At 42.1% G+C, this 24,813-nt stretch carries 18 protein-coding genes and 1 tRNA gene; 11 read left to right on the forward strand and 8 right to left on the reverse strand.

Going from position 1 to position 24,813, the window contains the following annotated elements; translation table 11 throughout:
* The first annotated feature begins 26 nt into the window (after window positions 1-26).
* The 4 genes from pafA (at window position 27) to SY85_RS21425 (ending at window position 4,913) form a co-directional block, all read left to right on the forward strand.
* Window positions 27-1,679 carry an alkaline phosphatase PafA gene (gene pafA / locus SY85_RS21410; protein WP_066407499.1) on the forward strand — a complete coding sequence of 551 codons (1,653 nt, stop codon included), beginning with the start codon at window positions 27-29 and terminating at the stop codon, window positions 1,677-1,679.
* A gap of 591 nt (window positions 1,680-2,270) precedes the next feature.
* On the forward strand, window positions 2,271-3,500 hold the full coding sequence (locus SY85_RS21415; protein ID WP_066407501.1) for a pyridoxal phosphate-dependent aminotransferase: 1,230 nt from the start codon (window positions 2,271-2,273) through the stop codon (window positions 3,498-3,500).
* Between the two features lie 158 nt (window positions 3,501-3,658).
* Window positions 3,659-4,630 carry an SRPBCC family protein gene (locus SY85_RS21420; protein WP_066407504.1) on the forward strand — a complete coding sequence of 324 codons (972 nt, stop codon included), beginning with the start codon at window positions 3,659-3,661 and terminating at the stop codon, window positions 4,628-4,630.
* A 209-nt stretch (window positions 4,631-4,839) separates the two neighbouring features.
* Window positions 4,840-4,913, forward strand: a tRNA-Met gene (locus SY85_RS21425).
* Between the two features lie 685 nt (window positions 4,914-5,598).
* Here the strand turns inward: SY85_RS21425 and SY85_RS21430 are convergent.
* Window positions 5,599-6,204: a hypothetical protein gene (locus SY85_RS21430; RefSeq protein WP_066407506.1), complete on the reverse strand. Its 606-nt coding sequence runs from the start codon at window positions 6,202-6,204 to the stop codon at window positions 5,599-5,601.
* 482 nt (window positions 6,205-6,686) lie between these two features.
* Between SY85_RS21430 and SY85_RS21435 the strand changes: the two genes are divergently transcribed.
* Window positions 6,687-7,202: a hypothetical protein gene (locus SY85_RS21435; RefSeq protein WP_066407508.1), complete on the forward strand. Its 516-nt coding sequence runs from the start codon at window positions 6,687-6,689 to the stop codon at window positions 7,200-7,202.
* 140 nt (window positions 7,203-7,342) lie between these two features.
* On the opposite strand, the gene SY85_RS21440 is transcribed toward SY85_RS21435, so the two are convergent.
* Window positions 7,343-9,694 (reverse strand): hypothetical protein, encoded by a 2,352-nt coding sequence (locus SY85_RS21440; protein WP_066407510.1) that lies wholly within the window; start codon window positions 9,692-9,694, stop codon window positions 7,343-7,345.
* 499 nt (window positions 9,695-10,193) lie between these two features.
* On the opposite strand from SY85_RS21440, the gene SY85_RS21445 reads away from it, so the two are divergent.
* Together SY85_RS21445 and SY85_RS21450 are read left to right on the forward strand one after the other, a co-directional pair.
* A complete protein-coding gene (locus SY85_RS21445) occupies window positions 10,194-10,775 on the forward strand; it encodes an FEKKY domain-containing protein (protein ID WP_066407517.1) in 582 nt (193 codons plus the stop codon).
* 224 nt (window positions 10,776-10,999) lie between these two features.
* Window positions 11,000-11,581, forward strand: a complete 582-nt coding sequence (locus tag SY85_RS21450) for a hypothetical protein (protein WP_148661252.1) — start codon at window positions 11,000-11,002, stop codon at window positions 11,579-11,581.
* A gap of 196 nt (window positions 11,582-11,777) precedes the next feature.
* Here the strand turns inward: SY85_RS21450 and SY85_RS21455 are convergent, their stop codons facing one another.
* Both SY85_RS21455 and dinB read right to left on the reverse strand, forming a co-directional pair.
* Window positions 11,778-14,717, reverse strand: a complete 2,940-nt coding sequence (locus SY85_RS21455) for a DNA polymerase III subunit alpha (protein ID WP_066407523.1) — start codon at window positions 14,715-14,717, stop codon at window positions 11,778-11,780.
* Window positions 14,718-14,727: 10 nt separating this feature from the next.
* Window positions 14,728-15,879 carry a DNA polymerase IV gene (dinB, locus tag SY85_RS21460; RefSeq protein WP_066407524.1) on the reverse strand — a complete coding sequence of 384 codons (1,152 nt, stop codon included), beginning with the start codon at window positions 15,877-15,879 and terminating at the stop codon, window positions 14,728-14,730.
* A 478-nt stretch (window positions 15,880-16,357) separates the two neighbouring features.
* Between dinB and SY85_RS21465 the strand changes: the two genes are divergently transcribed.
* Window positions 16,358-16,861, forward strand: coding sequence for a hypothetical protein (locus SY85_RS21465; protein WP_066407526.1), 504 nt, complete (start codon window positions 16,358-16,360; stop codon window positions 16,859-16,861).
* Between the two features lie 102 nt (window positions 16,862-16,963).
* Here SY85_RS21465 and SY85_RS21470 read toward each other — a convergent pair whose 3' ends face one another.
* The 3 genes from SY85_RS21470 to SY85_RS21480 all read right to left on the reverse strand — a co-directional run bounded on the left by SY85_RS21470 (window position 16,964) and on the right by SY85_RS21480 (window position 18,884).
* A complete protein-coding gene (locus SY85_RS21470; RefSeq protein WP_066407528.1) occupies window positions 16,964-17,314 on the reverse strand; it encodes a DUF6616 family protein in 351 nt (116 codons plus the stop codon).
* Between the two features lie 96 nt (window positions 17,315-17,410).
* Entirely contained in the window at window positions 17,411-18,202 is a 792-nt protein-coding gene (locus tag SY85_RS21475; protein ID WP_066407530.1) for a hypothetical protein, read from the reverse strand.
* A 268-nt stretch (window positions 18,203-18,470) separates the two neighbouring features.
* Window positions 18,471-18,884: a response regulator gene (locus tag SY85_RS21480; RefSeq protein ID WP_066407533.1), complete on the reverse strand. Its 414-nt coding sequence runs from the start codon at window positions 18,882-18,884 to the stop codon at window positions 18,471-18,473.
* A 112-nt stretch (window positions 18,885-18,996) separates the two neighbouring features.
* Here SY85_RS21480 and SY85_RS21485 point away from each other — a divergent pair, with 112 nt between their 5' ends.
* From SY85_RS21485 to SY85_RS21495, 3 genes are all read left to right on the forward strand, one after another.
* Window positions 18,997-20,910, forward strand: coding sequence for a PAS domain-containing sensor histidine kinase (locus tag SY85_RS21485; protein WP_066407535.1), 1,914 nt, complete (start codon window positions 18,997-18,999; stop codon window positions 20,908-20,910).
* Between the two features lie 96 nt (window positions 20,911-21,006).
* Complete coding sequence (locus tag SY85_RS21490; RefSeq protein ID WP_066407538.1) at window positions 21,007-22,215, forward strand: hypothetical protein; 1,209 nt, start codon at window positions 21,007-21,009, stop codon at window positions 22,213-22,215.
* Window positions 22,216-22,433: 218 nt separating this feature from the next.
* Window positions 22,434-24,206 (forward strand): PAS domain-containing sensor histidine kinase, encoded by a 1,773-nt coding sequence (locus tag SY85_RS21495; protein ID WP_066407546.1) that lies wholly within the window; start codon window positions 22,434-22,436, stop codon window positions 24,204-24,206.
* Window positions 24,207-24,515: 309 nt separating this feature from the next.
* Here the strand turns inward: SY85_RS21495 and SY85_RS21505 are convergent, their stop codons facing one another.
* On the reverse strand, window positions 24,516-24,788 hold the full coding sequence (locus SY85_RS21505; protein ID WP_066407551.1) for a hypothetical protein: 273 nt from the start codon (window positions 24,786-24,788) through the stop codon (window positions 24,516-24,518).
* Window positions 24,789-24,813 lie beyond the last annotated feature (25 nt).

Below are 24,813 nucleotides of genomic sequence, written 5' to 3' on the forward strand. Positions count from 1 at the left end.
ATTGGAAATAAAAATTCAGTAAGCTGATGAACCGTACGTTTTTATTTATTGTATTGCTTATAAGCAGCCGCTTCAGTTTTGCACAGCCACCGGTTTCCACGGCACTACCTCGACCAAAGCTGGTTGTGGGGATCGTGGTCGATCAGATGCGCTGGGATTATTTGTACCGTTTCTATGACCGATACACGGCAAATGGATTCAAGCGGATGCTACGGGAAGGCTTTACTTGTGAGAATACAAGGATCGATTATATGCCTACTGTTACCGCTATCGGCCACAGTACTATATACACCGGTTCGGTTCCGGCGATTCATGGCATTACTGGGAATGACTTTATCATACAGGCTACGGGAAAAAAGATGTATTGTGCTGAAGATAGCACAGTAGAAACTGTTGGTAGCACCTCTTCGGCCGGCAGAATGTCTCCCCGGAACTTACTGGCCAGTACGATAACAGATGAATTAAAGCTGGCTACTAATTTCCGGGCTAAAGTAATAGGACTTTCACTAAAAGACCGGGGAAGCATTTTGCCTGCAGGCCATGCGGCCGACGCCGCTTATTGGTTTGATGATGCAACCGGTAACTTTATTACCAGTACCTATTATAGGAAAGAACTGCCAGCCTGGTTAAACGCCTTCAATCAAAAAGGCTGGGCTCAAAAGCTGCTGAAGCAAGACTGGAATACACTTTACGCACTGAATACGTATGTGCAAAGTACGGCAGATAACAACCGTTATGAAGGTGCGTTTGCGGGAGCTGCTGGACCAGCCTTCCCTGTAAGTACCTCAGGTATGTTTGCCAAAGATTATAGTGTCATTAAAACAACGCCACAGGGCAACACCTTGATGCTGGAATTGGCAAAGGCTGCTATTGAGAACGAGCGCATGGGAAAAGGTGGGTTCACTGATTTCCTGGCCGTAAGTTTTTCTGCTACTGATTATGTGGGCCATAAGTTTGGCGTGAACGCTATTGAAACAGAAGATGTATACCTCCGTTTGGATAAGACCTTGGCTGAACTTTTCTCATACTTGGATCAGAGCGTAGGTAAAAATGCCTACACCGTATTTCTAACAGCCGATCATGGGGCCGCCCATAATCCCAACTTTTTAGTTGATAACAAAATCCCGGCTGGCTTTTGGTCATCTGGGGACGTATTGAAAGAGCTGAACAATGTATTAGAAAAGAAGTATCAGTACAAAAACATTGTTTCCAGTTTGCTGAACTACCAGGTTCATTTAAATCAGCCACTTATTACTAAGAATGGGTTGAATGAAGAAGCCATACGGGCCGATATTGTGCATTTTTTAAAATGCCAGCCTACTATTTCATTTGTTGCCGATTTGAATGCGCTGGAAAAGGCTCCATTACCTGAGTCAATAAAGTCAAGTATGGTAAACGGCTACAATTTCAAACGATCTGGCCCTATTTTCTTTGTTTTAGAACCTGCTTGGTACTCCGGATCAGCTATGTCTACGGGCACCTCTCATGGCACCTGGTATGGTTATGATGCACATATACCCTTAGTCTGGATGGGATGGGGCATTCGCCAAGGCCAAACAAATAGACCTACTAAAATGACGGATATTGCTCCAACCCTAGCCGCCCTGCTAAAAATACAAGCGCCAAACGGCAGTGTAGGCCAACCAATCGAAGAAGGGCTGCTATATAAATCAAAATAGCTTTTTTACAGCTGCTTGACCATTTTGGGTAAAACAGGCTGGCAGCTGCTCAGCTGGAAGGTAAAAGCCAGCTGGATGGCTCTACATTCCTAAGCACCCCGCCAAAGTCTGGTATTCAAAGCCTGATAGTTGGCTTATAGAATAGTGTTTGGGGAAACCATTATAGCTTCTTTATTGTAAAAGCAGACCTCAATCAAGTAGAAGGTGGCAGGGAGAAATTATGTATAGCAACCAAAATTTTGGTTGCTGTCTCTAAGATTCTTCGCTACCTCAGGCGAATCAGGGTGACAAAAGCGAGAGAGGTTATTATTGGCGGTCTGGTTGAGAATGGAAGTTGAAACTAGGAACTTGTAACCTGAAACTTCTTCTGCGTTAATCTGCGCCATCTGTGGGCCACCCATTCTCTGTGCCCCTCCGTGCCTCCTTGTCTCCGTGGTTCCGCTCTCTCCGCGCCTTGGCGCGCTCTGCTTGCAGCGTGTAGCTTGCAGCTTGCAGCGCTTCCTCCCGTGGTCTGTCAACTGTGGACTTCCCCATCAGCTGAGCCCCTAATTCTTCTTCTTCCGTTTCCCCCGTTCGGCTTACTTTTGCGGCATGTTGCAGATTTCTAACCGTGGGCAACAAATGCCACCATCGCCTATCAGAAAGTTAGTACCGTATGCCGAAGCGGCAAAACGCAAGGGCATTCATGTATATCACCTCAATATTGGTCAGCCCGACGTGGAAACCCCACCCGCTATCCTGGATGCAGTGCGTAAGGCCGATATCAAAGTATTGGAATATAGCCACAGTGCCGGTAATGAAAGCTACCGCCGCAAGCTGGTGCAGTACTACAAAAGCGTAGGGATCAATGTGACGCACGAAGAGATCATGATCACTACCGGTGGTTCTGAGGCCATTCAGTTTGGATTCTTTACCTGTCTAAACCCTGGCGACGAAGTAATTATTCCTGAACCTTTTTATGCCAACTACAATGGCTTTGCTGTAGCGGCTGGTGTAAAGGTGGTGCCTATTACATCGCATATTGAAAATGGTTTTGCTTTACCGCCGATTGCTGATTTTGAAAAAGTGATTACCGATAAGACCAAGGCCATTGTGGTGTGCAACCCTAACAACCCTACCGGCTACTTATACAGCCGTGAGGAAATGGAAGCGTTGAAGACTATCTGTTTGAAATACGACCTTTACCTGTTTTCAGATGAGGCTTACCGTGAGTTTTGCTATGACGGTGAGTACATCAGCGCGCTTCACCTGGAAGGCATGGAGCAGCACGCTATTTTAATGGATACCGTGAGCAAGCGCTATAGCGCCTGCGGTGCCCGTATAGGTGCGTTTGTAACCAAGAATAAAGAAGTATACAATACCGCAATGAAGTTTGCACAGGCGCGTTTAAGTCCTCCCGGACTGGCCCAGATCATGGGTGAAGCGGCTGTAGACTTACCTGCCTCTTATTTCGACGAACCAAAAGCAGAATACATGGGCCGTCGCGACTTGTTGGTGTCTCGCCTGAATGCTATGCCTGGTGTGTTTTGTCCAAATCCCGGTGGTGCATTCTATGCCATTGCGCGTTTACCAATTGACGATGCAGATGTATTTTGTCAGTGGTTGTTAGAGTCTTTCTCGCATGATAATAAAACAGTAATGCTGGCGCCTGCTACTGGCTTCTATGGTACGCCAGGATTGGGTAAGAACGAAGTGCGTTTAGCCTATGTGTTGAACAAACACGATATCAATGAAGCCATGGATTGCTTACAAGCTGCATTGGAAGTGTACCCTGGACGCGTAGCTGTTGCTGAAAAAAATGTGTCGCAAGTAGCTGGGTAAAAACCTACTCAATTTCTTAATAGTAAAGGCCTCCGCAGTAATGCGGGGGTTTTTTCTTTTGGCTGATTGTCAAACAGTTGAGGGCATATTTATTGCATGTAGTAAAACACTGTAGTTATCAGCACTATTTTTTATTTAACCTTATAAAACATTCTACTATGGCAAATAATGAGCAATACGGCAGCTGGCATGCTGACAATGAGTTTCAACCATTTGAAGGCAAAAGCGGCGTGATCAATGTAGGCAATAACGAGCGCGTATTGAGTGCGGCAGCGGGTGCTTTTCTTCTTACATCTGGTTTGGGCAATTTGTTTAAAAGCCCTATTAGTGCATTGGTAAGAACAGCTGTTGGTGGCTTACTGCTTTATCGTGGTGCATCTGGTCATTGCCCCATTTATGCCAGCATGGGTAAAACGACTGGTGTAACCCATACACAAGCCATTAATATTCGTACAAGCCTAATTGTCAATAAGCCGAAGGATGAAGTGTATGCATTTTGGCGCAAGCTGGAGAACCTTCCTTTATTCATGAAGCATATTGCTTCAGTAACGGAGATCGATAGCAAACACTCGCATTGGGAAGCCAATATCCCAGGCAACATAGGTAAGGTAAAATGGAATGCGGAGATTGTGAAGGAAGAACCGGGCTATTTGATTGGCTGGCAGTCTATCCCCAACTCCACGATCAATAATGCCGGTAAGGTAACCTTCAACGATGCCTTGAATGGACAGGGCACAGAACTGGAAGTGGTGGTTACGTATCACCCGCCAGCTGGCGAAATAGGTTCTGGCCTGGCCAAAGCCCTGAACCCGGTATTTGAAAAAATGGTACGCCGCGATGTGATGAACTTTAAGGATTACATTGAAACAAAACATGCTGGTAACAAATCATCTACCAGTGGACCATCTGGAATGGCAGCTATGCAAACTAGCGGTAAGGAAACGGTTGATATGGGCAACAGCACGCCTTCTATGGGTACAACCCCAGGCAGTACTACCGGCGCTTCTAACACTACTACCAGCAGCGCTACCGGGCGTGGTACTGGTGCTCAAGGTACGCAGGGTAGCCAACGTGGTACTGGAATCCAAGGTGGCCAAAGCAGCCCTGGCAGTACGTCTACAAACATATAATAATGGACCGGGAATCGTTCCGCCTCTGAAACGTGGGGAACCAAATCAACTGGCGGATCCCTGGAAAACAAAAACATCATGGTGCTGGAGCCTCATAGGCGTCCAGCATCTTTTTTTATGGAAAGAAGAAAAATCTTTTCCGTTGCATAGTAGGAATGCTTATTTTTGCAGCCCTTTAAGCGCCTTTACTACGGTTTGAGTGCTTAAATGCCGAGGTAGCTCAGTTGGTTAGAGCACAGGATTCATAACCCTGAGGTCGGCAGTTCAAATCTGCTCCTCGGTACAAAGCCTCCTAATTTTAGGAGGCTTTTGTTTTTTTATAGGTTGCTTTCTTAAGTAGTTTAACTTCAACTCAGCTGAAGCGGCTCTCTTTGTACAAAGCTCAGCTAGGAAGATCTCTCAGTCCCAGCCGTGTCTTCTTTGCGAAGCCTTGCGCGTGGCAAGGGACACGGCAGAAACCAAAAGCCGAAGCCCTTAATTGTTTGTTTGGAAGAAGTTAATCGTTAGTTAACCTTAAAGTAAATGACTCTTCTTACTTTTGCCTTCCCTAAACAACACCATATGAAATATTTCACTTCCATTTTCCAGGATATAGGTGAGGGCTTGCAGACCCACGTCGCCTTTCGGGGACGCAAGATGCGTTTTCAGGTGCTGCTGCTACTTTTACTCACCCTTGTGTTTTGTGTAACCTTTAGTTGTCTCTACACAATATTTACACAGCCATGAGCAGACGTAACCAGCGGGTAAAACACTGGATTTTCTTATTGCTGTCGATATTAGTGCTCTTAGGGGTTCTCGTATTTGGGCAAATGAAGTGAGTTCTCATCGCCATGGTTCGCGACTCACAAACCGAAAGACTTCTAGGGACCAGGTTAATTATCTTAAGCGTTAGGTTCTATAGCTGCAAGGTGCATGCGCGTAAGTGTATAAACAGTTTGTGGAGATGCGAATTGAGCCTTGGGTAATTCTTAAGCTCTGTTTTTAATAATATTAGCATTTATAGTAAAAGGCATTTTACCGCTATAATGATGATCAAATATTATTTTTTTTACCTGGTCTTGTAAGTCAAGCAAATCTGCACTTAATAAAGCAAATGCTTGAGTCTTTATATGTGGCTCATATCCCTTGGTGATATAATCAATTAATGTATCAAGAACTGCTTTATATGGGACTTGATCGTTTAAATGGTTATTTATTACCGCCTCCTCATATTTGCTCCATCGTTGGTTTAAAGTATTCATATAAGTATCCCCAAAACAATACACCATATCAACACCTTCTAACTGTTTTAATAATCTTTGTCCTATTGTAGAACCTTCATTCAATATATCTTGAAGTGTTTTCTCGCCAACTTGTTCAGGGGCACAAATTCTATACAAAAATTGAATAACCCACTGTCTGTACAAAAAAAGCTCGCCCATCTTTGTATATGGCCAATAAGGATTAAATAACTGAAGTAATTCAGCATAGTGCTTTTTGTATGACATCAAATAGTATAGTTTGGCTATTTGATGTCCTTCTGAGTTTTTAAACTTCGATTTGCCTCGGTTCAAAAGACTTGTAAATGAAATCATGGCTATTAAATGCTTTTATTATTGGGTAATGTTGTAATTAGAAAAGGTCAATAAGTACGATTGAAATCCATGTTAATGGATTTGCTAGCAATCCATATAGTTACCGCTCCTTTTCGGGTATTACTTTAAATAGGTTAGCTTTTATCAAAATGGTTCGAATTCCCGGCATTTGCATGAAGATCTATTATAATACTCAGCTATAAGTTGACATTCCTCAACTCTAACAATGAGGGAACTCAATAAACTTATGAATACCCTTTATCGCCCCGCTTTGCGTACATACGAACCGAAAAATCGATAAAGACTTTATTAAGTAAATGGAGTATTAGTTTATATAACAGCAAGGTACTTGCGTATGTGTGGGTGATCGGTTCATGGGGCAAGATCCAGATGCTTATAAACAACAGGATTATGCGAAGAAAAGCGCGGAAGTTTTTTTAACCTGAATCCTTCAATACCTTTGCGGCGAAATTAAACCCCGCATGAAAACTTTATCTTTTTCCATTGTTTTTCTTTCAATCTTTCTATTACATTCTTGTGCATCTGTACATAAAACAGGTGTTTCGCAGGAGAATATTCCCAGTGATATATCTCAAGCCAAGTATAAAGTTTTATTTACAGAGATAAATTTTGATCAGACCGTATCAAAGCATGTTGCAAGTGTGCACAATAATGCTGCGCACAAGCATATCTCAAAAAAAATGGGTGATCACAGTTTATTTATTCCAGAAAGTGAGCTTAGCAAGGAATCGTATGCAGATTATACCACCTATCGATATGTGCTAATTAACAGGATAACAAAAAAGGTTACAAAGACTCATTATAGAACAGGACCAAATGGTATGAAAATGCAAGACGGCAAAACGGATAGTTATGTTACGGAGTTCTATTGGGTTGACAGATTAACAGGTAAGGAATATCCACATGTGAAGGGAACAACTATGCCTCTTTATATGTTAAAAGCCATAGTTAATAAGGTGGCTTCTAATCAATCTTAGTCATAGTAAATGTAAAAGTGATAAAGCTCCTGAATTATAAGGGACTTTATCACTTTTACGCCGTTGTTCGCTTTGAGGGGGTTAGATAAAATAATGAATTCCTTACGTATGTCAGTTTAATAGTAGTATAAGTATTACCGTTAGTTAACTACTTTAATTACTGAACGATTGTTTTCAGTTAGTAATTCTACCAATAGAACACTTGTGTTGTTCGCTACAGGTAATGGCACTGTATTGGGCCCTGCAATCACGGGTTTCTTTAGCGACTTTAGTAGAATACCCTTTGGGTTGTATAGGTTGATCATTAAAACCTCATTGCTATTAGATTGGTAATGCAATACACTATTAGGTAGACCAGGATGCTGATAAACATAAGCCTGATCCACCTTGGGTTGTATTTTTTCAAGTGAGATGATTTTAGAATAAGTGATCTTGTTTGCTTTATCAATAAGCTTCAACCGGTAATAAGTAACTTTTGAATTGGCATCTGCTAGTTTGTAAGCATAAGAAGCAAAGCCTGTTTTTTCCGTAGGAAAGAGTAAGGTGATAGTGCTGAATTGCTGGCCATCCATGCTTCTTTGAATCTCAAATGTATTTCCTGATTCGTTTTCGGATACTTGCCAGTTTAGTTGTACATAGTTGTCCTCCCGGCCGGCAGAGAAGTCCTGCAAGGTTAGTGCAAGAGGTATTGCTTTTGCTACTTGCACCCAGACGGTATCTGTGCAGCCATTTCTTTTTTCGGTTACAATTAACTGGTAGGTGCCTTCTTTGGTGGCTTTTGGATTTTGTTCATTGCTGGTAAACACCTGAGGGCCTGTCCAGTACCAAAGCAATCCTTGTGAGTTGCCAAACGGGGTTGGATAATTACTTTCTTCTTCACTGCCTCCCCTTAATGTGACATAGCTGGTAGGGTCATTTGTAAGAACGCCTGTTTGCCCTGCTTGTGCTACCGGTTGATACCCATCTTTTGAGACAGTGATAGTTTCTGTTGAAACTGGGCAACCCTCATAGACCGCACTGGAAAGGGTATAGCTGCCTGGTTGGTCTATCACAGCTTCTGTACTATTTCCACCACTAACAATATGACCGTCAGTTGTTGACCAGTGATAGCTACCATCCGTAATGATATTGCTAGCCGTTAGTGTAGCCTTTTGTATTGTGCAACTTAACTGATTGGAACGTATAATAGAGGAAGTTGTCTCCGTGTTATTTAGAAAGGGAAAGGGAGCTATAAAGTCTTGCAGGCTGGAGGAGAATGCACTAGAGGTGCGTGACTTAACCAGGACTTTAACATAGGGCGGCGCACAACGATTATAATCGGAAGTTAAAGCCGGGTCTATTCCTATGCTTGTAAGGTCAATGGCACCTTCTGCTAATTGGCCTGCGCTATATTGGTTACTGAAATAGTTATTAGTGGAAGCACCAAGGTTTGAAGAATTCGTGCCCCAGGCAGGTGCAGGTGTGGCCACTTGATTCACAGCTCCCCAGGCTTGCAGTGTCTTGCCCGGATTAGGAAGAATATGCGCATATCCATAACCGCTATTATTGCTGCTGCCAGCCCAGCCATTATTACTGGTGCGGTCAAAATCAAACTCGGTTGGATTGACGGTAGAATAAACGGAATAAGGTACCCAAATGTAAATGGCAATTTCAGATACCGATGAATTGTTGAAGGAAAAGCTCAGGCTCAGGTCGCCAAAGGCTTTGATACTACCATCTGGGTTAAACTCCCAAATGCTTCTGCCTCCGGTGGCTGCTGGTCCGGAGTTAGAGAACAAGCCGGTAATGGGGCTATAGGTGATATCGGATTTGAATAATTCAAAATCCAGGAAATGGTCGCCGTTGGTATTTAGAGTAGAGGCGGCAAAATAAATAAAAAGGTTACTGGGATTAATTGCGGAAATAGAGGTGCCATTGCGCCGCATATGGATAAAGGCATCAATCAGATCGGATTTAGCAAGCACAGAATTGCCTAACGGCGCTGTGCTCCAGATGGAAGGGTTGGAAGACGACTTGTTGTTACCGGCAGGGCTAACGAAGGCCGTTCTGTCGGCGTTGCTACCTGTTGAGCTGGTTCCAAAATAGTCCCGCGAATAGGTGCCGTCCAGCATTAAAAGACCATCTTGCACTGAAAAGGTGTGAAATAACATCTTTTTAGAAAAGGAATAATTCTGGCCGCTTGAAATCTGGCTTTTGGCTTCGGCTGCACCTGCTGTATCAAAAACGCTATATGCTGAAGGGTCGTTTTGTTGAAACCAATCGTGGGAGCCAGCTGCTGTAAAGGAACCTTGCAATCTTGTTCCAGCAAAAATATCTCCATCAACACCAAACTTTGCAGGATTGGAAGGAGTTAATGACTGGGCAGAAAGAGAACAATTGATAGAGAGGAAACTAAGGGTAACAAAAACTAGCCTGCTTGCTACTAAACACAGAGTTGAGAAAATTCCAGTAGTAAACGAGCGATTGCTCTTTACAGTGAAAAGATGTTTCATTACGGTACGTTGATAGATTAAGGGTCTCTATCACAGGAAGGTTGGTATTTTAGGCAAGCAGTTTATTATAAACTGGTTGATTTACGTTTCGTTGCTTCCTTTTTAGACAAGAACTGTGCAGTTTTTTTATTTGTGATGTACACTGTTTGTTTTAGTAAAAGCTTTTAGTTGGTGGTAGGTGATAATTCTTATGGTTTCGTTGTCCGCAGCACTGTTATGTAGCCGTTAGTTTTTAAATGGGGGAAATTTCTAGACAGATTTGGTGCCTCTTTTACGCTGATGTTTGTCCTGGCTAATGTGCAGCGGCTACACTAACAACCCAACCAGCGGGTAGTTTTTCGGTCCCCGCCAACACACTAGCCAAGCTTAGGAGGCACGGGTGAAACCAAAATAAATCACCAAATATTCCAATAGTATTACCTATTTCGCTCTACAAGGCAAGTAGTATATTTACAAGTAGTTGACCTGTTCCTTTGGTTGCATATAAACAATTCCTCAAATGTTAATTCAAACTAGGTTACTTCTTTTCTTATTATTTACTGTTTTATTGGCAAAAGAAAGTATTGCTCAAGGTTCTAAGGTGAAGCGAGACACTACTCTTCGATTGTTGACTTATAGATTGCCAAACTTTGAAATGCAGAATGCTGAAAATGTTGTTGCTGCCAGATATGGGTTTCATTATTATGGTGTAGGAGATTGTGATGTTAACCAAGAATTGGAAGACAGTGTGGAGAAAGTCAATGCCCCCGTATATGCGTATTTAGAAAAAAGACATGGAAAGGGATGGTGTGACAACTTTACCAAAGATGTGGAGAAGGAATTTTTAGTACAGAAGGAAGTTTTGAGTCTCCTGGAAAAGGAGCCTGTTATAATTAAACGGCAGAAGTTACTTGAAAAAGATAGTAATGGACTCGAATATATTTTAGAGGAGATTACTACTTCCAAGTATGATGTACTAGCGTATGGGTGGGGTAAGCTAACTCCAAATACTAAGGAAGAATTAGTCGTGTATTATCACTTAGTAGTTGATTTAAAAAAGAAGTCTGTTAAGTTGGTAAGCGATACAATAAGGAAGTTATAAAAACAATCTCTATCGCCTCGGTTCGTGTATCACAAATGGAAAAGCCACTTTAAGCCTGATTAATTATTGGAAGTATTAGAGTGTATAGCAGAAAAGCACATGCAAGTGAGTACATGATCGGTTTATGAAGACACAAGCCGAGGTTTGGGTGTAAGGAAATGTACAATTGGAACAGAAGAGTGTGTGAATATTAGATCACTAACTGCATACCTGAGACCACTAACTTGCCTACATTATTGCTTTTATTTAGTTTGCAAACGTACTCGCAAACTTTCCTAAAGTCATATGCGAAGTACAGGTACGACAAAGTATTGGCCATCTCCAATAAAAAGAGCAAAAAGAAAATACAGGCCTTTATAAACTCCCATATTGTAGAACTGGATACAGTTTTTCAATCCTATAAAGCCAAGACTGGCTTTGACTTCAATATTGCTGACACAGTATTCTTAATTTATGATTCACCTGCCGAATCGCCTTTTATCAGTGACATTATAATTTGGTCTGGTAAAGACACTATTTCTTACATGCAGGGATTTGACAAACACAAAAGAATAATTACTTACACCGCATTTAGTCCAACAATGGAAATGCCTAAGGGTTATAAAGCGATAACGGTAAGAGGTTCGATAATTACACTGGCCTCAAGGCGAGACTATTCTACAATAATGCACTTGGGTGATGGCCAAGATATTATTGACGGCAGTTACGTTCACATTTATGTTGCTTTCAAAGAAAATGGACGATACAAGATAGAATCCTGTTCTCCACCAAAATTTTTAATTGAAACAAAGTATAGCAAGGAATAACTATAACCGAGGTCGGGATAATAATCTAATGACAAGCTGTACCTTGTCATTAGATTATTATTTGTAAAGTTATTGCTTTACATAATGGGAGGCTGTTGCCATAAAGCTTCGTATTCCTAAGTGTTATAAGGCAATTTGTAGGCCTAGCATCAGCCTAAAGATTACACCATTCTTTTGAAGAACAACAAGTTGTCTATTACAATGGTGCAGGTTGTTTAATTCCTATCTTCTGCATCCACTTTACTTCAATACTGTAAACCCCAAACTCCTCTACTACTTTTCCTTTTATGTGATAAAAGCCCTGCCCGGTTAAGCGGTACTTCACTGCGCTATCGGGGAAATGGACAGAGTCTACCCAGTCACCATTTGAATCTATAAAGGTTCCGAAATACATTAGCTGCCCTTTAGAGGTGCGCACCGGTTTTTGAGTGATATAGTATACCAGTACCTCAATGGACTGCCCTGCATGATTCTTGAACTGACGGGCTGGTACAAATGCTTTTGGGTCGGCATCTACCAACGAAAAAGGATCACAGAGATAAAAGCCTAAGAGTTCTTTTTCGTCAAGCGCATCTTCCAGTGGCGTATGGTATAATACTGGTAGCTTAAATTCCACGGGCTTGTCCTGGAAAAGTGCAGTTCCCACTACGTCTTTCTCTTTAACACGTTTGCTCAGGAAGTTCGCTTCCCATAAGAGCTCTTTTTTGTTCTTACCTGTAAAACGCAATGCGCCTACACGGATCAGGATATTGAGTTGCTCGGTGCCAATGCCCGTGCGGTGAATAAAATCCTGCAGGTTCAGGAAGCTGCCGTGTCGTGACCGCTCTTGCAAAAGGCGACCCACCGTTTCCTTCTGTAAACTTTTTATATGTATGAAGCCTATATATACTTCCCGGCCATGGATATCCGTAAGCTCAGTACTATTGTTTACACAAGGTGCATGGATCTTGGCGCCTGCTCGTCTTAATTCATGGAAGTAAAGCTCGGTGGAGTAAAAGCCGCCAAAGTTGTTGATCACCGCTACCATAAACTCCATAGGGTAGTAGGTCTTTAGAAACAAACTCTGATAGCTTTCCACAGCAAAAGAAGCCGAGTGTGCTTTTGAAAATGAGTAGCCGCCAAAACTCTCTATTTGCCGCCACACTTCTTTTGCAATTTCGTCGGGATGCCCAAGCTCCTTACAGTTCGTAAAGAATTGTTCTTTGATTCTGTCAAATTCTTTGCGCCCTCTATACTTGCCACTCATCGCCCTACGCAATACATCTGCTTCACCCATATCTAAGCCGGCAAAGTGGTGGGCCACCTTGATCACGTCTTCCTGGAATACCATCACACCATAGGTCTCTTCCAGCAGTTCTTTCATCTTTGGGTGCAGGTACTCAAACTTATCGGGGTTGTGAAAGCGATAGATATACTCCCGCATCATGCCAGATTGAGCTACACCCGGACGAATAATAGAAGAAGCGGCAACCAGCGTGATATAATCATCACAGCGAAGCTTTAAGAGCAACTGGCGCATGGCGGGGCTCTCAATATAAAAGCAGCCTATCGTATCCGCCCTGCGGATCTGGTCTGCCACCTGGGGATCGCGCTTGAACTTCTCTACATCGTGAATGTCAATAGAGATGCTTTTGTTCTCTCGTACCAACTGTATGCAGTCTTTAATATGGCCCAATCCTCTTTGTGAAAGAATGTCGAGTTTGTACAGTCCTACTTTCTCCGCTACAAACATATCAATCTGTGTAGTGGCAAAACCCTTGGGTGGCATCTCTAGCGCCGTGTACTGATAGATGGGCTCTTCCGAGATGAGCATGCCACCCGGATGAATGCTGGTATAGTTAGGAAAGTTTTGAAGCAGGCTACCATAAAACAAAATGAGTTTTTGAATTTTATCGTCCTGCAAAGTGGCGTCCGGGTTATCGGCAATAGCATCCACTTCGTGCTTGGGAAGACCAAACACTTTAGCCAACTCCCGCAGAATAGCATTGTACTGAAAGGTGCTATACATGCCGAGCAAGGCTACGTGCTGTTCGCCGTAGCGCTTAAAGATGTAATCAATCACTTCATCGCGGTCCTGCCAGGAAAAATCAATATCAAAATCGGGTGGCGAGGTTCTATAAGGATTAAGGAAACGCTCAAAATACAAATCCAGCTCAATGGGATTGACATCTGTTATTTGTAAGCAATAGGCCACAATAGAGTTGGCGCCACTACCGCGACCCACATGATAAAAACCCCGGCTTTGGGCATAGCGGATCACATCCCAGGTAATGAGAAAGTAGGAGTTGAAACCAAGCTTGTCAATGATCTGCAATTCTTTACGCACCCGCTCTTCTGCTTCCCTGTTGCCCGTTCCATAACGATAGCGTAAACCATCCAGGGCCAGCTTCTCCAGTAGAATGCGGTCGTCCTTAAGGGTAGCAGAGAATACCTTTTTGGTTTTGTCTGATGCTAAATCCACTTCATAGTTACAAGTGTCAATGATACGAAGCGTGTTAGTGATCATTTGCGGATGCTGACGAAAAGCATCCAGGATCTTGGTAGGGGAGAGAAACACTTCGGTCGGCGCCGCAATCTGTTCAGCGGTTTGTTTGCTTAACAGGATGTTGTGATCAATGGCTCTCAGAAGCCGGTGCAGGTTGTAATGTACCTTGGTCTTAAAGGTGACCGGTTGACGTACAACAAACTTGGTCGGATAATGGGCCACATCGATGGCGTACAATTTAGTGATCTCCCCAGGTTGTATACCAATCAATTCCTGTTCTTTCAACTGCGCTGGAGGTAGTTGGCCAAGCGGATAGATCACCCATACATCAGCATTCAAATCGGGCCGCTCAGGAAACGGTTCTTTGCTTTGCAGGTGTTTTGTTAGAAACTGGTTGATGTGTAGCAGCCCTGTTGTTGATTTGGCTAACAGTATATATAAGAAGTGGTCGCCATTGCGGATCTCTGCGCCCAATACCGGTTTAATGTTTGCCTCAAGGCAAAGCTCATAAAAATCCCAGAGGTCACTGGTGTTGTTGATATTGGTTAGGGTTAGTGCACTGGCGCCTACTTCCACGGCTTCCTTCACCAGGGCCTCCGTGCTAAAAGTGCCATAGCGGTAGGAGAAAAAGGTCTTACAATTCAGGTACATGTTGGTTGGTTTAAAGTAGTCCGCTGGCCCGCATCACCAGGTAGCGGCCAAAACGGAAGTTGAGATGATCCAGCTCCTGGTACAGTCGTATCTGCTCGTTGGTGTCATCGAAAAGGCTGATCTGGTAATTGCCCGGCACCAGGTGCGTAAAGCGAATACCCAGTAACCGAACCAGCAGCCGACGGTCATAGAGCTTTTGGAACAGGTCTTTCACAGATTGGATCAATAAACTGTCTAATGCCGTATACATTATGGAACACTGCTTTGTAAGTGTATTGAAGTCCGCATAGCGGATCTTTACGGTTATGCATCCTGTGAGTTTGTTTTGCTGGCGCAGTTCGAAACCCAGCTTCTCGGTCATCTTGATCAATTGGGATTGCATAAAGCGTACGTCAATAGTGTCGCTTTCAAACGTGGTTTCCGTACTCACACTCTTTTGTTCTTCATAAGGCACCACCGGTGAGTCATCGATAGCATTGGCCCGACGCCACAGCTCGATCCCGCTCTTACCCATCAGGTTTTCCATCATCTCCATCGGGATCTCGCTCAGCGTCTTTATTGTACGTACACCCATTTGATTGAGTAGTTCAGTGGTCTTGGGGCCCACCATGGGAAGTTTTTCTACGGCTAGTGGCGCTAGAAACGACTTCTCTTCACCAAAAGGAATTTGCAGCTGACCGTTTGGCTTGGCTTCATCAGTTGCTACCTTGCTTACCAGCTTATTTATAGAAAGACCATTAGAGATCGGGAGCCCTGTTTCCTTTAATACCTTGCTACGAAGTTCTTGGCTGTACTTCTGGCAACCAAAGAACTTGTCCATCCCCGTTAGATCGACATAGAACTCATCAATACTGGCTTTTTCAAACTGCGGAACATTGTTACGGATAATATCAGTAACCAGGTGAGAGTACTTGCTATAGCTTTCCATGTCGCCACTGATAATAGTGGCTTGGGGGCATAAACGCTTGGCCAGCCTCATTGGCATGGCGGAACGGATGCCAAACTTGCGGGCTTCATAGCTACAGGCCGCCACGACTGCTCGATCACTGTGGCCACCAACTAGTAGTGGCTTTCCCTTGAGCTTGGGATTTTTAAGACATTCAACATTGACAAAGAACGCATCCAGGTCATAGTGCGCTATTGTCCTTACCTGCGTAGGCATAATGGGTTAGTTAGTAATGTAAAACTAAAATAATTAGTAATATATATGCTAAAAAGTTTAGCACAATGGCGATGCACTTAAGCGTAATGGACACCCACGTTAATCGGCATCTTTATCCACAAATAAGGTAATGCGCTATTCAGTTGTTGTGTTGGGGTGAAGGCTTTGTGCTTGGCTGTCCAACAACTTTTGATGTAAGGCATAACTGCCTTTAAATAAATTCGGTTGTTGATGCCGCATCACAGACTCAATTGAATACCAACAATAGCGTAGAAAAGAATTTATTCTTAATACGGTTACTATCTTTATTGCAGGTTATGATGCGTCTGTTTACTTTTTTACGCTGCTGCTTCCGTCTGTATTTTTTTCCTGCAAAGAACATCGTGTTCCTGCATCTTATTTTGTTTATATAGATACTGCTAGCTCATTTACAAGAGAGTTTCCTAAGGTTAGCAAACCTAGTTACTATCCCTATGCTTTGACCAACGACAAGGCACAACAACTTCAATTGGATACTATTGATCGTGGTTATAATAACTTTCAAGCCAGAATATGGTATGAACAATCGCGTGGTCAAAAACGTAAACTTGTTGTAATCAAAGATGATGCTTCCGACTGGAAGGGATGGGTATATGAATTGCGAGTAGAATGGGACGGTGAAAAGGAGCACATCTTAACAAAGACGGTCAAAGAAGTTGTGCCAAAGTCAGGATGGAACCATTTTATGAAACGGTTGATTGATTTACGGGTTACTACACTTCCAGATATGTATGCTATTGAAGAGTTAGTTGACAATTGGAAAGATGGGCACAGCTATAGCGTAGAAATCGCTAGTAAAAATCAGTACCGGTATTATACTTACCATGTGCCAGAGGAATTTCAGCAATATGAAGAAACCAGAGATATGTCTGCCATTATTGATTTGCTTAAGGAAGAACTGGCTGTTGAAAGAATAGATACTTATGCGAGATTGGTTCATTAAAGCAAGTCCTTGAACTGCGGATCCCGGAACTTTTTTTCTAATCAGTTTATTGATACACAAAGCCCCTGCGTTATAAGGGGCTTTGCTATTTGTTACAAGACTTTATACAGCAAGCGCCTCAGCCTGTATCATTTGTCCAATTACTTCTTGTGGGCTGGTTGTCATTCCGCTGGCATTCACTTGATCAAAGTAATTATGCCAACCTACGCTTTCTACCATTTTTTCAAACTCACGAGCAGCGTCTTCGCTGGGGAATGACCAAACAGCAAAATAATCATAGCCAACTTTCTTTACTGTTGCAGTATCATTGGCTCCCCAACTTATTATTTGTACTCCATTGTCCAATAGTTTTTGAATGGCAGGCCCTAATCCGTTGGTGTAGTTTTCTCTTTCTTCTTTGGATAGATCATTCCAAGTGGATTTTGCTTTCCATAACTCGATGTAAGTAATCATTATTTGTGTTTTTGGTAAAAAAATAGGTGCTTACTCGTTGGTCATATCATTCGGTATAGAACCAATTCGTTTTTCTTATAAACAAAATGTATAAGCTTACTTCAGCCGCTCATAGGTTTCTGTGCCCTTACTGCCACTAGGAAATACAATGGTTTGCTTAAAACGGTCTTTCCCCATAAACTCCAATTCCAATGTAACTGGGACGTTTACTAAGGCCGTGCGGAAGGTGGAACTCATATTCACTTCTTTGGCGCGATTGGCGCCCATCATCTCAAATGTTCCATAGCCGTAATTAGAGACTAGTTGATGACTGGCAGAATCGGTTTGTGTATTGGCCCATATAAAATGGCCCGATTGAAAGACTTTAAACTGGGTAGGGTGATCATCAACCGTTGTTTCACCACTGGTAGATGTGAATTCAGTCTTTACCTGTTTCCAGGCGCCATCAAGGGGCGTATTCACGTTTTTGCTTACCGTTTTATAGTCTTCTGTTAATACACCCTGGCCATTAAAGTTGATCACTTGCGTATAGCCATCATTCTTTTTGGTAATGGCCAGTTCAAAGGAGCTATTGCGGGCGCCGCTGTCGGAGGTAAAGAAAACATGTTCTATTACCTTGCCGTTTTTGATCTCGTAAGTACCAATACCATACATGCCCAGAGAATCATCTGGTAGCGAATGAGCATACATCATGTAGCGGTCGGTGAAGATCTTCAATTGCTGGGTATTCATTACACTATCCTTTTTGCCATCATTGATCACTTGTCGTTGCATCAAATAGGCGCCTTGCATGGACTTGCTGTTTCCTGTATTCTTATTTTGAGCGTTAGTGACAGTAGTAAATGCCAGCAAGTAGGATAAAATGCATAGCATGATCAACTGTTTCATATAAAAGTATTTAAGATTGATGTGTGACTGGCGATACCAGTTTAGCAAAGGGCAGTACCTGGTTTTGGTAGGAGAGGTTCTTCTAAGTTAGTTAACTTGTCATTCAATTCAAAGTGGTATGGGATAAGACGTTTAGTCCATATTGCCGTCTTATTTGAAATAAATGATGGAAAAGCTGTATAACAAAAGCAGGATTTTGTTATACACGAAAGCCATGCAGCTTGTGCAAATGGTAGATCAGTAATAGTAAATAATATCGCTTCAATAATTAGGAAGCTGGTTGTAGTGCCGCAAACGCAAGAAAACGATTGATTTGCTGCTTTAGCGCTTCGTAAGTAGGTGGCTTGGTTACCATCTCTACACCAAACCGGTTACAAAAACTGCTATCAGTGTGGGCACTGGAAGTGGTAAATACAACTACAGGAATAGACTCTGTTTCGGCTTCACTTTTCAAAATAGCCAGCGTTTCACGGCCACTTAAGCGAGGCATGTTCATGTCCAGAATAATCAGGTGGGGAGGATTGGCCCGCCCTTCTTGTGAGCGTAAATAATTTAGTGCTTCACGACCATCGCTTGCTTCCTTTACCACATACTGCGGATCAATAGAATGAAGCACATCGCTGATCATCTCTCTGTCATCTGGATCGTCGTCTACACAAAGTATTATAGGGTGGCTTGTCATGGAAGGCGCAAAGGTAATGCATTGTATGCAGTGCAGAGGTCTATGTGGTAGTGTTTAACGTTCTTTTGCTGTAAACAGTGTTGGCCGTAACTTTATCCTCCTTAACCTTACCATGACAACGTTAAACCTTAACACCAACGTAGTACTTTCCCTGTTGGATAACCAGCCCGACTCTGTATTCTATTTTGTACCTGTGTACGCAGCAGATAACAATAAAGAAATCGTAGATTTTAAACTTGCCTACTGTAACAAACATGCGGCTTTAATGGCAAATGTTTCAACAGAAACCTTAATAGGACAGAACGTTTTGACGCTGATCAATTCCAATAATTTGTTCTACGGGATAAAGCTTGATGAGCTTTCCCAGGTATATCAAACGGAAAAACCTTTTGAAGCCAGCTTTTTGAATCCGGCACTTAATAAACATTTTCAATTATGGTGTACAAGAGTAGAAGAAGGGGTGCTCACTATTACCCGCAATACAACAAATGAAGTTAAAGTCCAGGAAGAACAGCAACGACAAGTAGAGCTTACCGATAGTATACTTGATGCTTCTATCAATGGAGTGCTTGCTTTAGAAGCTGTCCGTAATGAAAATAATGAGATCGTAGATTTTGAATTTGTAAAGGCTAATGACAAGGTAGAGCTGCTGCTGGGTAAGAAAGAAAAAGAGCTTATTGGAAAAAGCTACTTATCCATGCTGGCGCCTTCAAAGGAGAACGGAATGTTTGATCTGAAGGCCGGGGTAGTTGAAACAGGGGTGCCCGTGCGTATGGAGTTTTACTATAAAGGGGTAGGTATTGATGGATGGTTTGATATATCTATTTCCAAACTGGGAAAGAGCGGTGTGGTTGAAACCTTTACCGATATTACCGAACGCAAGTTGGATAAAGACCGGTTAGAACAATCGGCACAGCGATTTGAAACAGTGGTGAATACATCTAAAGCAGGAATGTTTACATTGATTCCCGTTAAAGATGAAAAGGGCGAGGTGATTGACTTTCGCTTTGGTATTGTAAACCAGGCAGTAGCAACCTACATTGGACAAACTGCAGAAGTACTAATGGGGTCATTAGGCAGTACTTATTTTCCGGCCTATATGACCAATGGCTTGTTTACCATTTATAAAGACTGTTACCTGCATAATAAACCCTACAACTTTGACTTTCATTATGAAGATGGGTATGATGTCTTTTTTCAGATTGATGTCACCAAGATGGGCGATGAAGTATTGGTAACATTTACCGATCACACCGTTATGAAGCGCTTGCAACGTGAACTGGAAATGAAGATCATTGAGTTAGGCCGCTCCAACGCTAACCTAGAGGAGTTTGCCAATGCGGCTTCGCATGACATGAAAGAGCCACTACGCAAGATCCGCACGTTTGCGGATCGGCTGAAACGTAGTTTAAACCCCAAAATGGATGAAACGGAAAAAAGCTTGTTTCACCGTATTGAACTATCCACAGAACGGATGCAACTCTTGCTGGACGATCTGCTGGAATTCTCGCATGTTAGTGAGCGCCCTTTGGAAACGGAGCTTGTAGACCTGAATGAAAAAGTGAAGAAAGTGCTAACCGACTTAGAGCTACCCATAGAGGAGAAACATGCTACTATCATTGCAGAAGCCTTACCTACCATAAATGGTTATCGGCGCCAGTTACAACAGCTCTTTCAAAACCTGATTGGTAATGCATTAAAATACAGTAAGGCTGATGTAGCACCAGAAGTTATTATTCGCTCCCGTATAGTAAATGGGACAGAAGTTCAGGATAAAATACCTGTAGAACTGAACGATAAAACTTTTTACCTGATAGAGGTTAGTGATAATGGAATTGGATTTGAGCAGCAATATGCTGAACAAATCTTTGATATGTTTCAACGCCTGCATGGCAAAATGGAATACTCGGGTACAGGTGTAGGACTGGCCATTGCCCGTAAAGTAGTGGAAAATCACAATGGCTTTATTTGGGCTACCAGCCAACCGGGTATCGGGTCCACATTTTATGTATTGCTTCCTGCTTAAATCGGAAGGATTTAGCGCCTGCCCTTGTTTATGGAGGTTGCGTTTCTATGATTTATGGACTAAAATTTGTTATTGGGAAGGTGACAAAAAGTACCAATGAGCAGAATTTACCTACTCGTCCAAAACAATATTAGAACAGGTCCTTTTACGCTAGAGGAACTGCTCCAACAACCGCTGCATGATAATGGTTTGGTATGGGTCATTGGCCAGAGTGAAGATTGGCTTTCCCCCTTAGAAATTGCGAGTTTAGAACCTTTTTATTTTAAACGCCCCGACGGCTCTATTGCCGTTAAAGAAACGGTTATAGAGGATATCCGTTCCAAACGTTTTGTTGATCTGCATGCTATTGACAGTGTAGACGAGCACCGGCAAGGTGTTTTAGATACACAATTGTTTCAAGAGGAGCATGAAATAAATTCGCTACAAGCAAACTCCTTAGAAGAAGGTAACACACCAATACAGGCCATTGAAAATGAGGCACACACTCATTATGTGCCAGCCCCTGCACAACAAGAGCGTCTGAAAGCTGGTAAAAGTGTGATAGAAAAAGAGGACGATAATCTAGCTATCGCCAAAAAGAATTGGGCAGTAGTAGGAATTGCAGCCTTACTCATTCTCTTTATTACCTGGAACGCCTTGTTTAACGATGGCGCTAAGGAAAAGCGCCGGCTCTCTTCAACAAGTAAAAAGGAGCAGTTGATAGAAAACACTTCCTTTGCAGCGGCTGCACCAACTGAAAAGAAAGAAAGCACTAAGCAAACTGGATATCTGTCAAGAAATGAAGTAACCCACACCCCAGTCCCAACTAAACCTACTGATGGTTTCCTTGATTCCGTACAGCGTGTGATGGATGAACAAGATCAGCTGATGGCGGATGTTGATGCGGTTTACCACAAAAGCTTTTCATATCGTAAACGATATCCTTCTAAGCAAACAACAGTTTCATCTTCCAGAATAGCAAATAAGAAAACTTCTAATTCCATAGCTGCCTTACAACAAGCGAATACCGCAACTAACGTACCGTTAAGCCAACAGGTAGATCTGCAAAGCCGTTTGATAATGGATAAGAAAAATCAGCAAATAAATGCAGTGGAGTTGAAAGTGAAAAACAACAGTGGGGAAATCTTGAAAAAGGTAAGTGTAGATGTATTTTATTATAAAAATGGTCAAAAGCTTTTAAATAAAGAGACTGTTTACTTTACCAATATTTACCCCAGGCAATTAATGACCATGTCGATTGCAAGTAGCCAGCGCGCTACATCTGCACGCTTTCAATTGGGGTCAGTATTAGCCGGAAAGAATTGACGCCCTATGCATTGTTTAATAGGTTAGCTGCCGTTTTATAAAATAGAAAAGGGCAGGCTGACAGTTCACATCCTTTAGTATACATACAACCATTTAAGAAAACAACCGATTATATGAATCCACCTACGTTCATATAATATTTATTTGATTTTCTTTTATTTATCTTATTAATTATTGTTATTTGTAGCGCCTTTTTAAACCCAAGAAAAACTAAAGCTTTGATAAGTGCCCACCACACCGAACTCATTATTAATAGCTTCCCTGGTATTTTTTATATAGTTGATCCAGCGGGTAAGTTTCTTCAATGGAATAATAATCTTGAAACCATTTCTGGTTATAGCGCAGATGATATAAAGGGTATGATCCTGTTTGACCTTTTCCGGAATGACGAGAAGCAACTGATGGCAGAAACCATGCATAAGGCAGTAGCGGAAGGCTTTGCCGATATGGATGGATATCTTATAAGTAAACAAGGGCAACCACTGCCACATTATTTTACAGGTACACTAACGGTAATTGATAATCGCCCATACCTGATAGGAACAGGTATTGACATTTCTCGCCGTAGAAGGGCCGAAAAGAATTTAAAAGAAAGTGAAGAACGCTACCGGCTAATTGTAGAAACAGCACAGGAAGGCATATGGATGATTGATGAAAACAGCCTGACAACCTTTGTAAATGAGCCAATGGCGCAAATGCTGGGTTACTCGCGGGAAGAAATGGCTGGTAAGCACTTGTACGACTTTATGAAAGAGTCGGAGTTCATGAAAGCTGATAGCAATATTGCCCGCCGGCGTAAAGGCATTGCTGATGAAGAAGAATTCGTTTTTCAAAAGAAAGACGGACAACTTATCTGGGCACATCTGCACGTTACTCCCATTTTTAAAGAGGAAGAATATAAGGGAGCACTCGCCATGGTAACAGATATTACTGATAAGCGAGAGGCTGAGCAACAGTTACGTTTAAGCGAGCAACGCTTTAAGTCGCTCGTACAAAATAGCTCTGACTTGATTTCGATCAATGACGAGCAAGGCGTTTGTCGATATGTTAGTCCTACTGTTTCTGAAATCCTGGGATATACTCCTGAGGATTTACAAGGTAGAAATGCGCTTGACCTGGTGCACCCAGATGACAAACCGGTACTGTTTATTAAAATGCAGCAGTTTTTAAAGGGACGAAAGCTCATTTCTTCACCTTATCGATATTTAAATGCCAATAATGAATGGCGATGGCTGGAATCGCGTGGTGTCAATTTGTTGAATGACCCTGATATCAAGGGCTTGGTTATTACCAGCCGCGATATCACAGAACGAATTGAACTGCAGACGCAGCTTGACCAACGGAGTAAAGAAATTCAAAAAGAGATGACAGCGGCTGTGATCAAGGCTCAGGAAAATGAGCGGTCTCAGTTAGGGCAGGAGTTGCATGATAATGTGAACCAGGTATTGACAACTGTAAAACTTTACAATGAAATGCTACGCGATGGGATAGGCAGACCAGATGATCTGCTGAGCAAGTCTATTTACCATTTGCAGATTTGCATCAATGAAATTCGGAGTATTTCCAAGCGGTTATCAGCGCCAACATTAGGACATATATCCTTACAAGATTCCATTAAAGAATTGGTAGAGTCCATTAACCTGATCCGACGTGTTAATATCATCTATACAATTGATGGCCATGTAAATTCTATAGCATCACAAGAGCTGCATTTAGCTATTTACCGAATTGTTCAGGAGCAGCTGAATAATATTCTTAAATACGCAGAAGCCAATTATGCTACTATTGAGATCTCTTTTAAAGATCATACACTAAGCCTGATGATCAGAGATGATGGAAAGGGATTTGATATGTCGCAAAAGAAAGAAGGAATTGGAATTACCAACATGAAAAGCCGTGCTGAAAATTTGAATGGCAATTTTCATATTAATAGTGCACCTGGTCAGGGCTGTATGATTAAAGTAAGTATTCCTATTGCAGCCGCTAATTAAGAGACAATTCTGTTTATTTACTGCTACCGTGAAAAAGTAGCCAGCTATGTTTTGTATGCTATGTTTACTTCTCCATTTGAGTCATTTTGCTTGACCAAAATCAATGACTTCACTTGCCAAATCTTATCCGCGTAATCCATTAAAAATCCCACTAGCAGCAATAAAAAAACCTCTTGTAAAAACAAGAGGTCTACCAAAACTAACTGCTTATAAGAAACAAGTTTAGCGTGCGCCAAACTTAAGCGATTGCAAGATAAAATTTTTATATGTGTTGCTGCAATTTATTTCTGATGTAGTTGAAAAATATTTCTAACATTCATCATCTTTTAAAATTTTGGGTGTTATATCCGGCAACATAACGTCATTAAAATAGGGGTCTAAGTAGCTTAGATCCTGAAAGCTGGCAATTTTTATTACTTCACTATCGCTGTGTCGGTAATACACTTCAGCATAAAAGCTGTCTATCTGGTACAGTTCTATAATGACATCAGCCAATTTCCTTTCTGCCAAACGTACGCCACATTCACAAATAACTTTGGCTTGCCATGGTAGAGAAAGCGTTTTGAAATAGGAAAAGCGCATACAAAAAAGTTTAAGTGACTTAAGT

The sequence above is a fragment of the Flavisolibacter tropicus genome (genome assembly GCF_001644645.1).
Taxonomy (GTDB): domain Bacteria; phylum Bacteroidota; class Bacteroidia; order Chitinophagales; family Chitinophagaceae; genus Flavisolibacter; species Flavisolibacter tropicus.

Bases quoted from the DNA above. Each gene is read 5' to 3' on its own strand.
- pafA (WP_066407499.1), top strand. From the start codon at position 27: ATGAACCGTACGTTTTTATTTATTGTATTGCTTATAAGCAGCCGCTTC.
- SY85_RS21415 (WP_066407501.1), top strand. From the start codon at position 2,271: ATGTTGCAGATTTCTAACCGTGGGCAACAAATGCCACCATCGCCTATC.
- SY85_RS21420 (WP_066407504.1), top strand. From the start codon at position 3,659: ATGGCAAATAATGAGCAATACGGCAGCTGGCATGCTGACAATGAGTTT.
- SY85_RS21430 (WP_066407506.1), bottom strand. From the start codon at position 6,204: ATGATTTCATTTACAAGTCTTTTGAACCGAGGCAAATCGAAGTTTAAA.
- SY85_RS21435 (WP_066407508.1), top strand. From the start codon at position 6,687: ATGAAAACTTTATCTTTTTCCATTGTTTTTCTTTCAATCTTTCTATTA.
- SY85_RS21440 (WP_066407510.1), bottom strand. From the start codon at position 9,694: ATGAAACATCTTTTCACTGTAAAGAGCAATCGCTCGTTTACTACTGGA.
- SY85_RS21445 (WP_066407517.1), top strand. From the start codon at position 10,194: ATGTTAATTCAAACTAGGTTACTTCTTTTCTTATTATTTACTGTTTTA.
- SY85_RS21455 (WP_066407523.1), bottom strand. From the start codon at position 14,717: ATGTACCTGAATTGTAAGACCTTTTTCTCCTACCGCTATGGCACTTTT.
- dinB (WP_066407524.1), bottom strand. From the start codon at position 15,879: ATGCCTACGCAGGTAAGGACAATAGCGCACTATGACCTGGATGCGTTC.
- SY85_RS21470 (WP_066407528.1), bottom strand. From the start codon at position 17,314: ATGATTACTTACATCGAGTTATGGAAAGCAAAATCCACTTGGAATGAT.
- SY85_RS21475 (WP_066407530.1), bottom strand. From the start codon at position 18,202: ATGAAACAGTTGATCATGCTATGCATTTTATCCTACTTGCTGGCATTT.
- SY85_RS21480 (WP_066407533.1), bottom strand. From the start codon at position 18,884: ATGACAAGCCACCCTATAATACTTTGTGTAGACGACGATCCAGATGAC.
- SY85_RS21485 (WP_066407535.1), top strand. From the start codon at position 18,997: ATGACAACGTTAAACCTTAACACCAACGTAGTACTTTCCCTGTTGGAT.
- SY85_RS21490 (WP_066407538.1), top strand. From the start codon at position 21,007: ATGAGCAGAATTTACCTACTCGTCCAAAACAATATTAGAACAGGTCCT.
- SY85_RS21505 (WP_066407551.1), bottom strand. From the start codon at position 24,788: ATGCGCTTTTCCTATTTCAAAACGCTTTCTCTACCATGGCAAGCCAAA.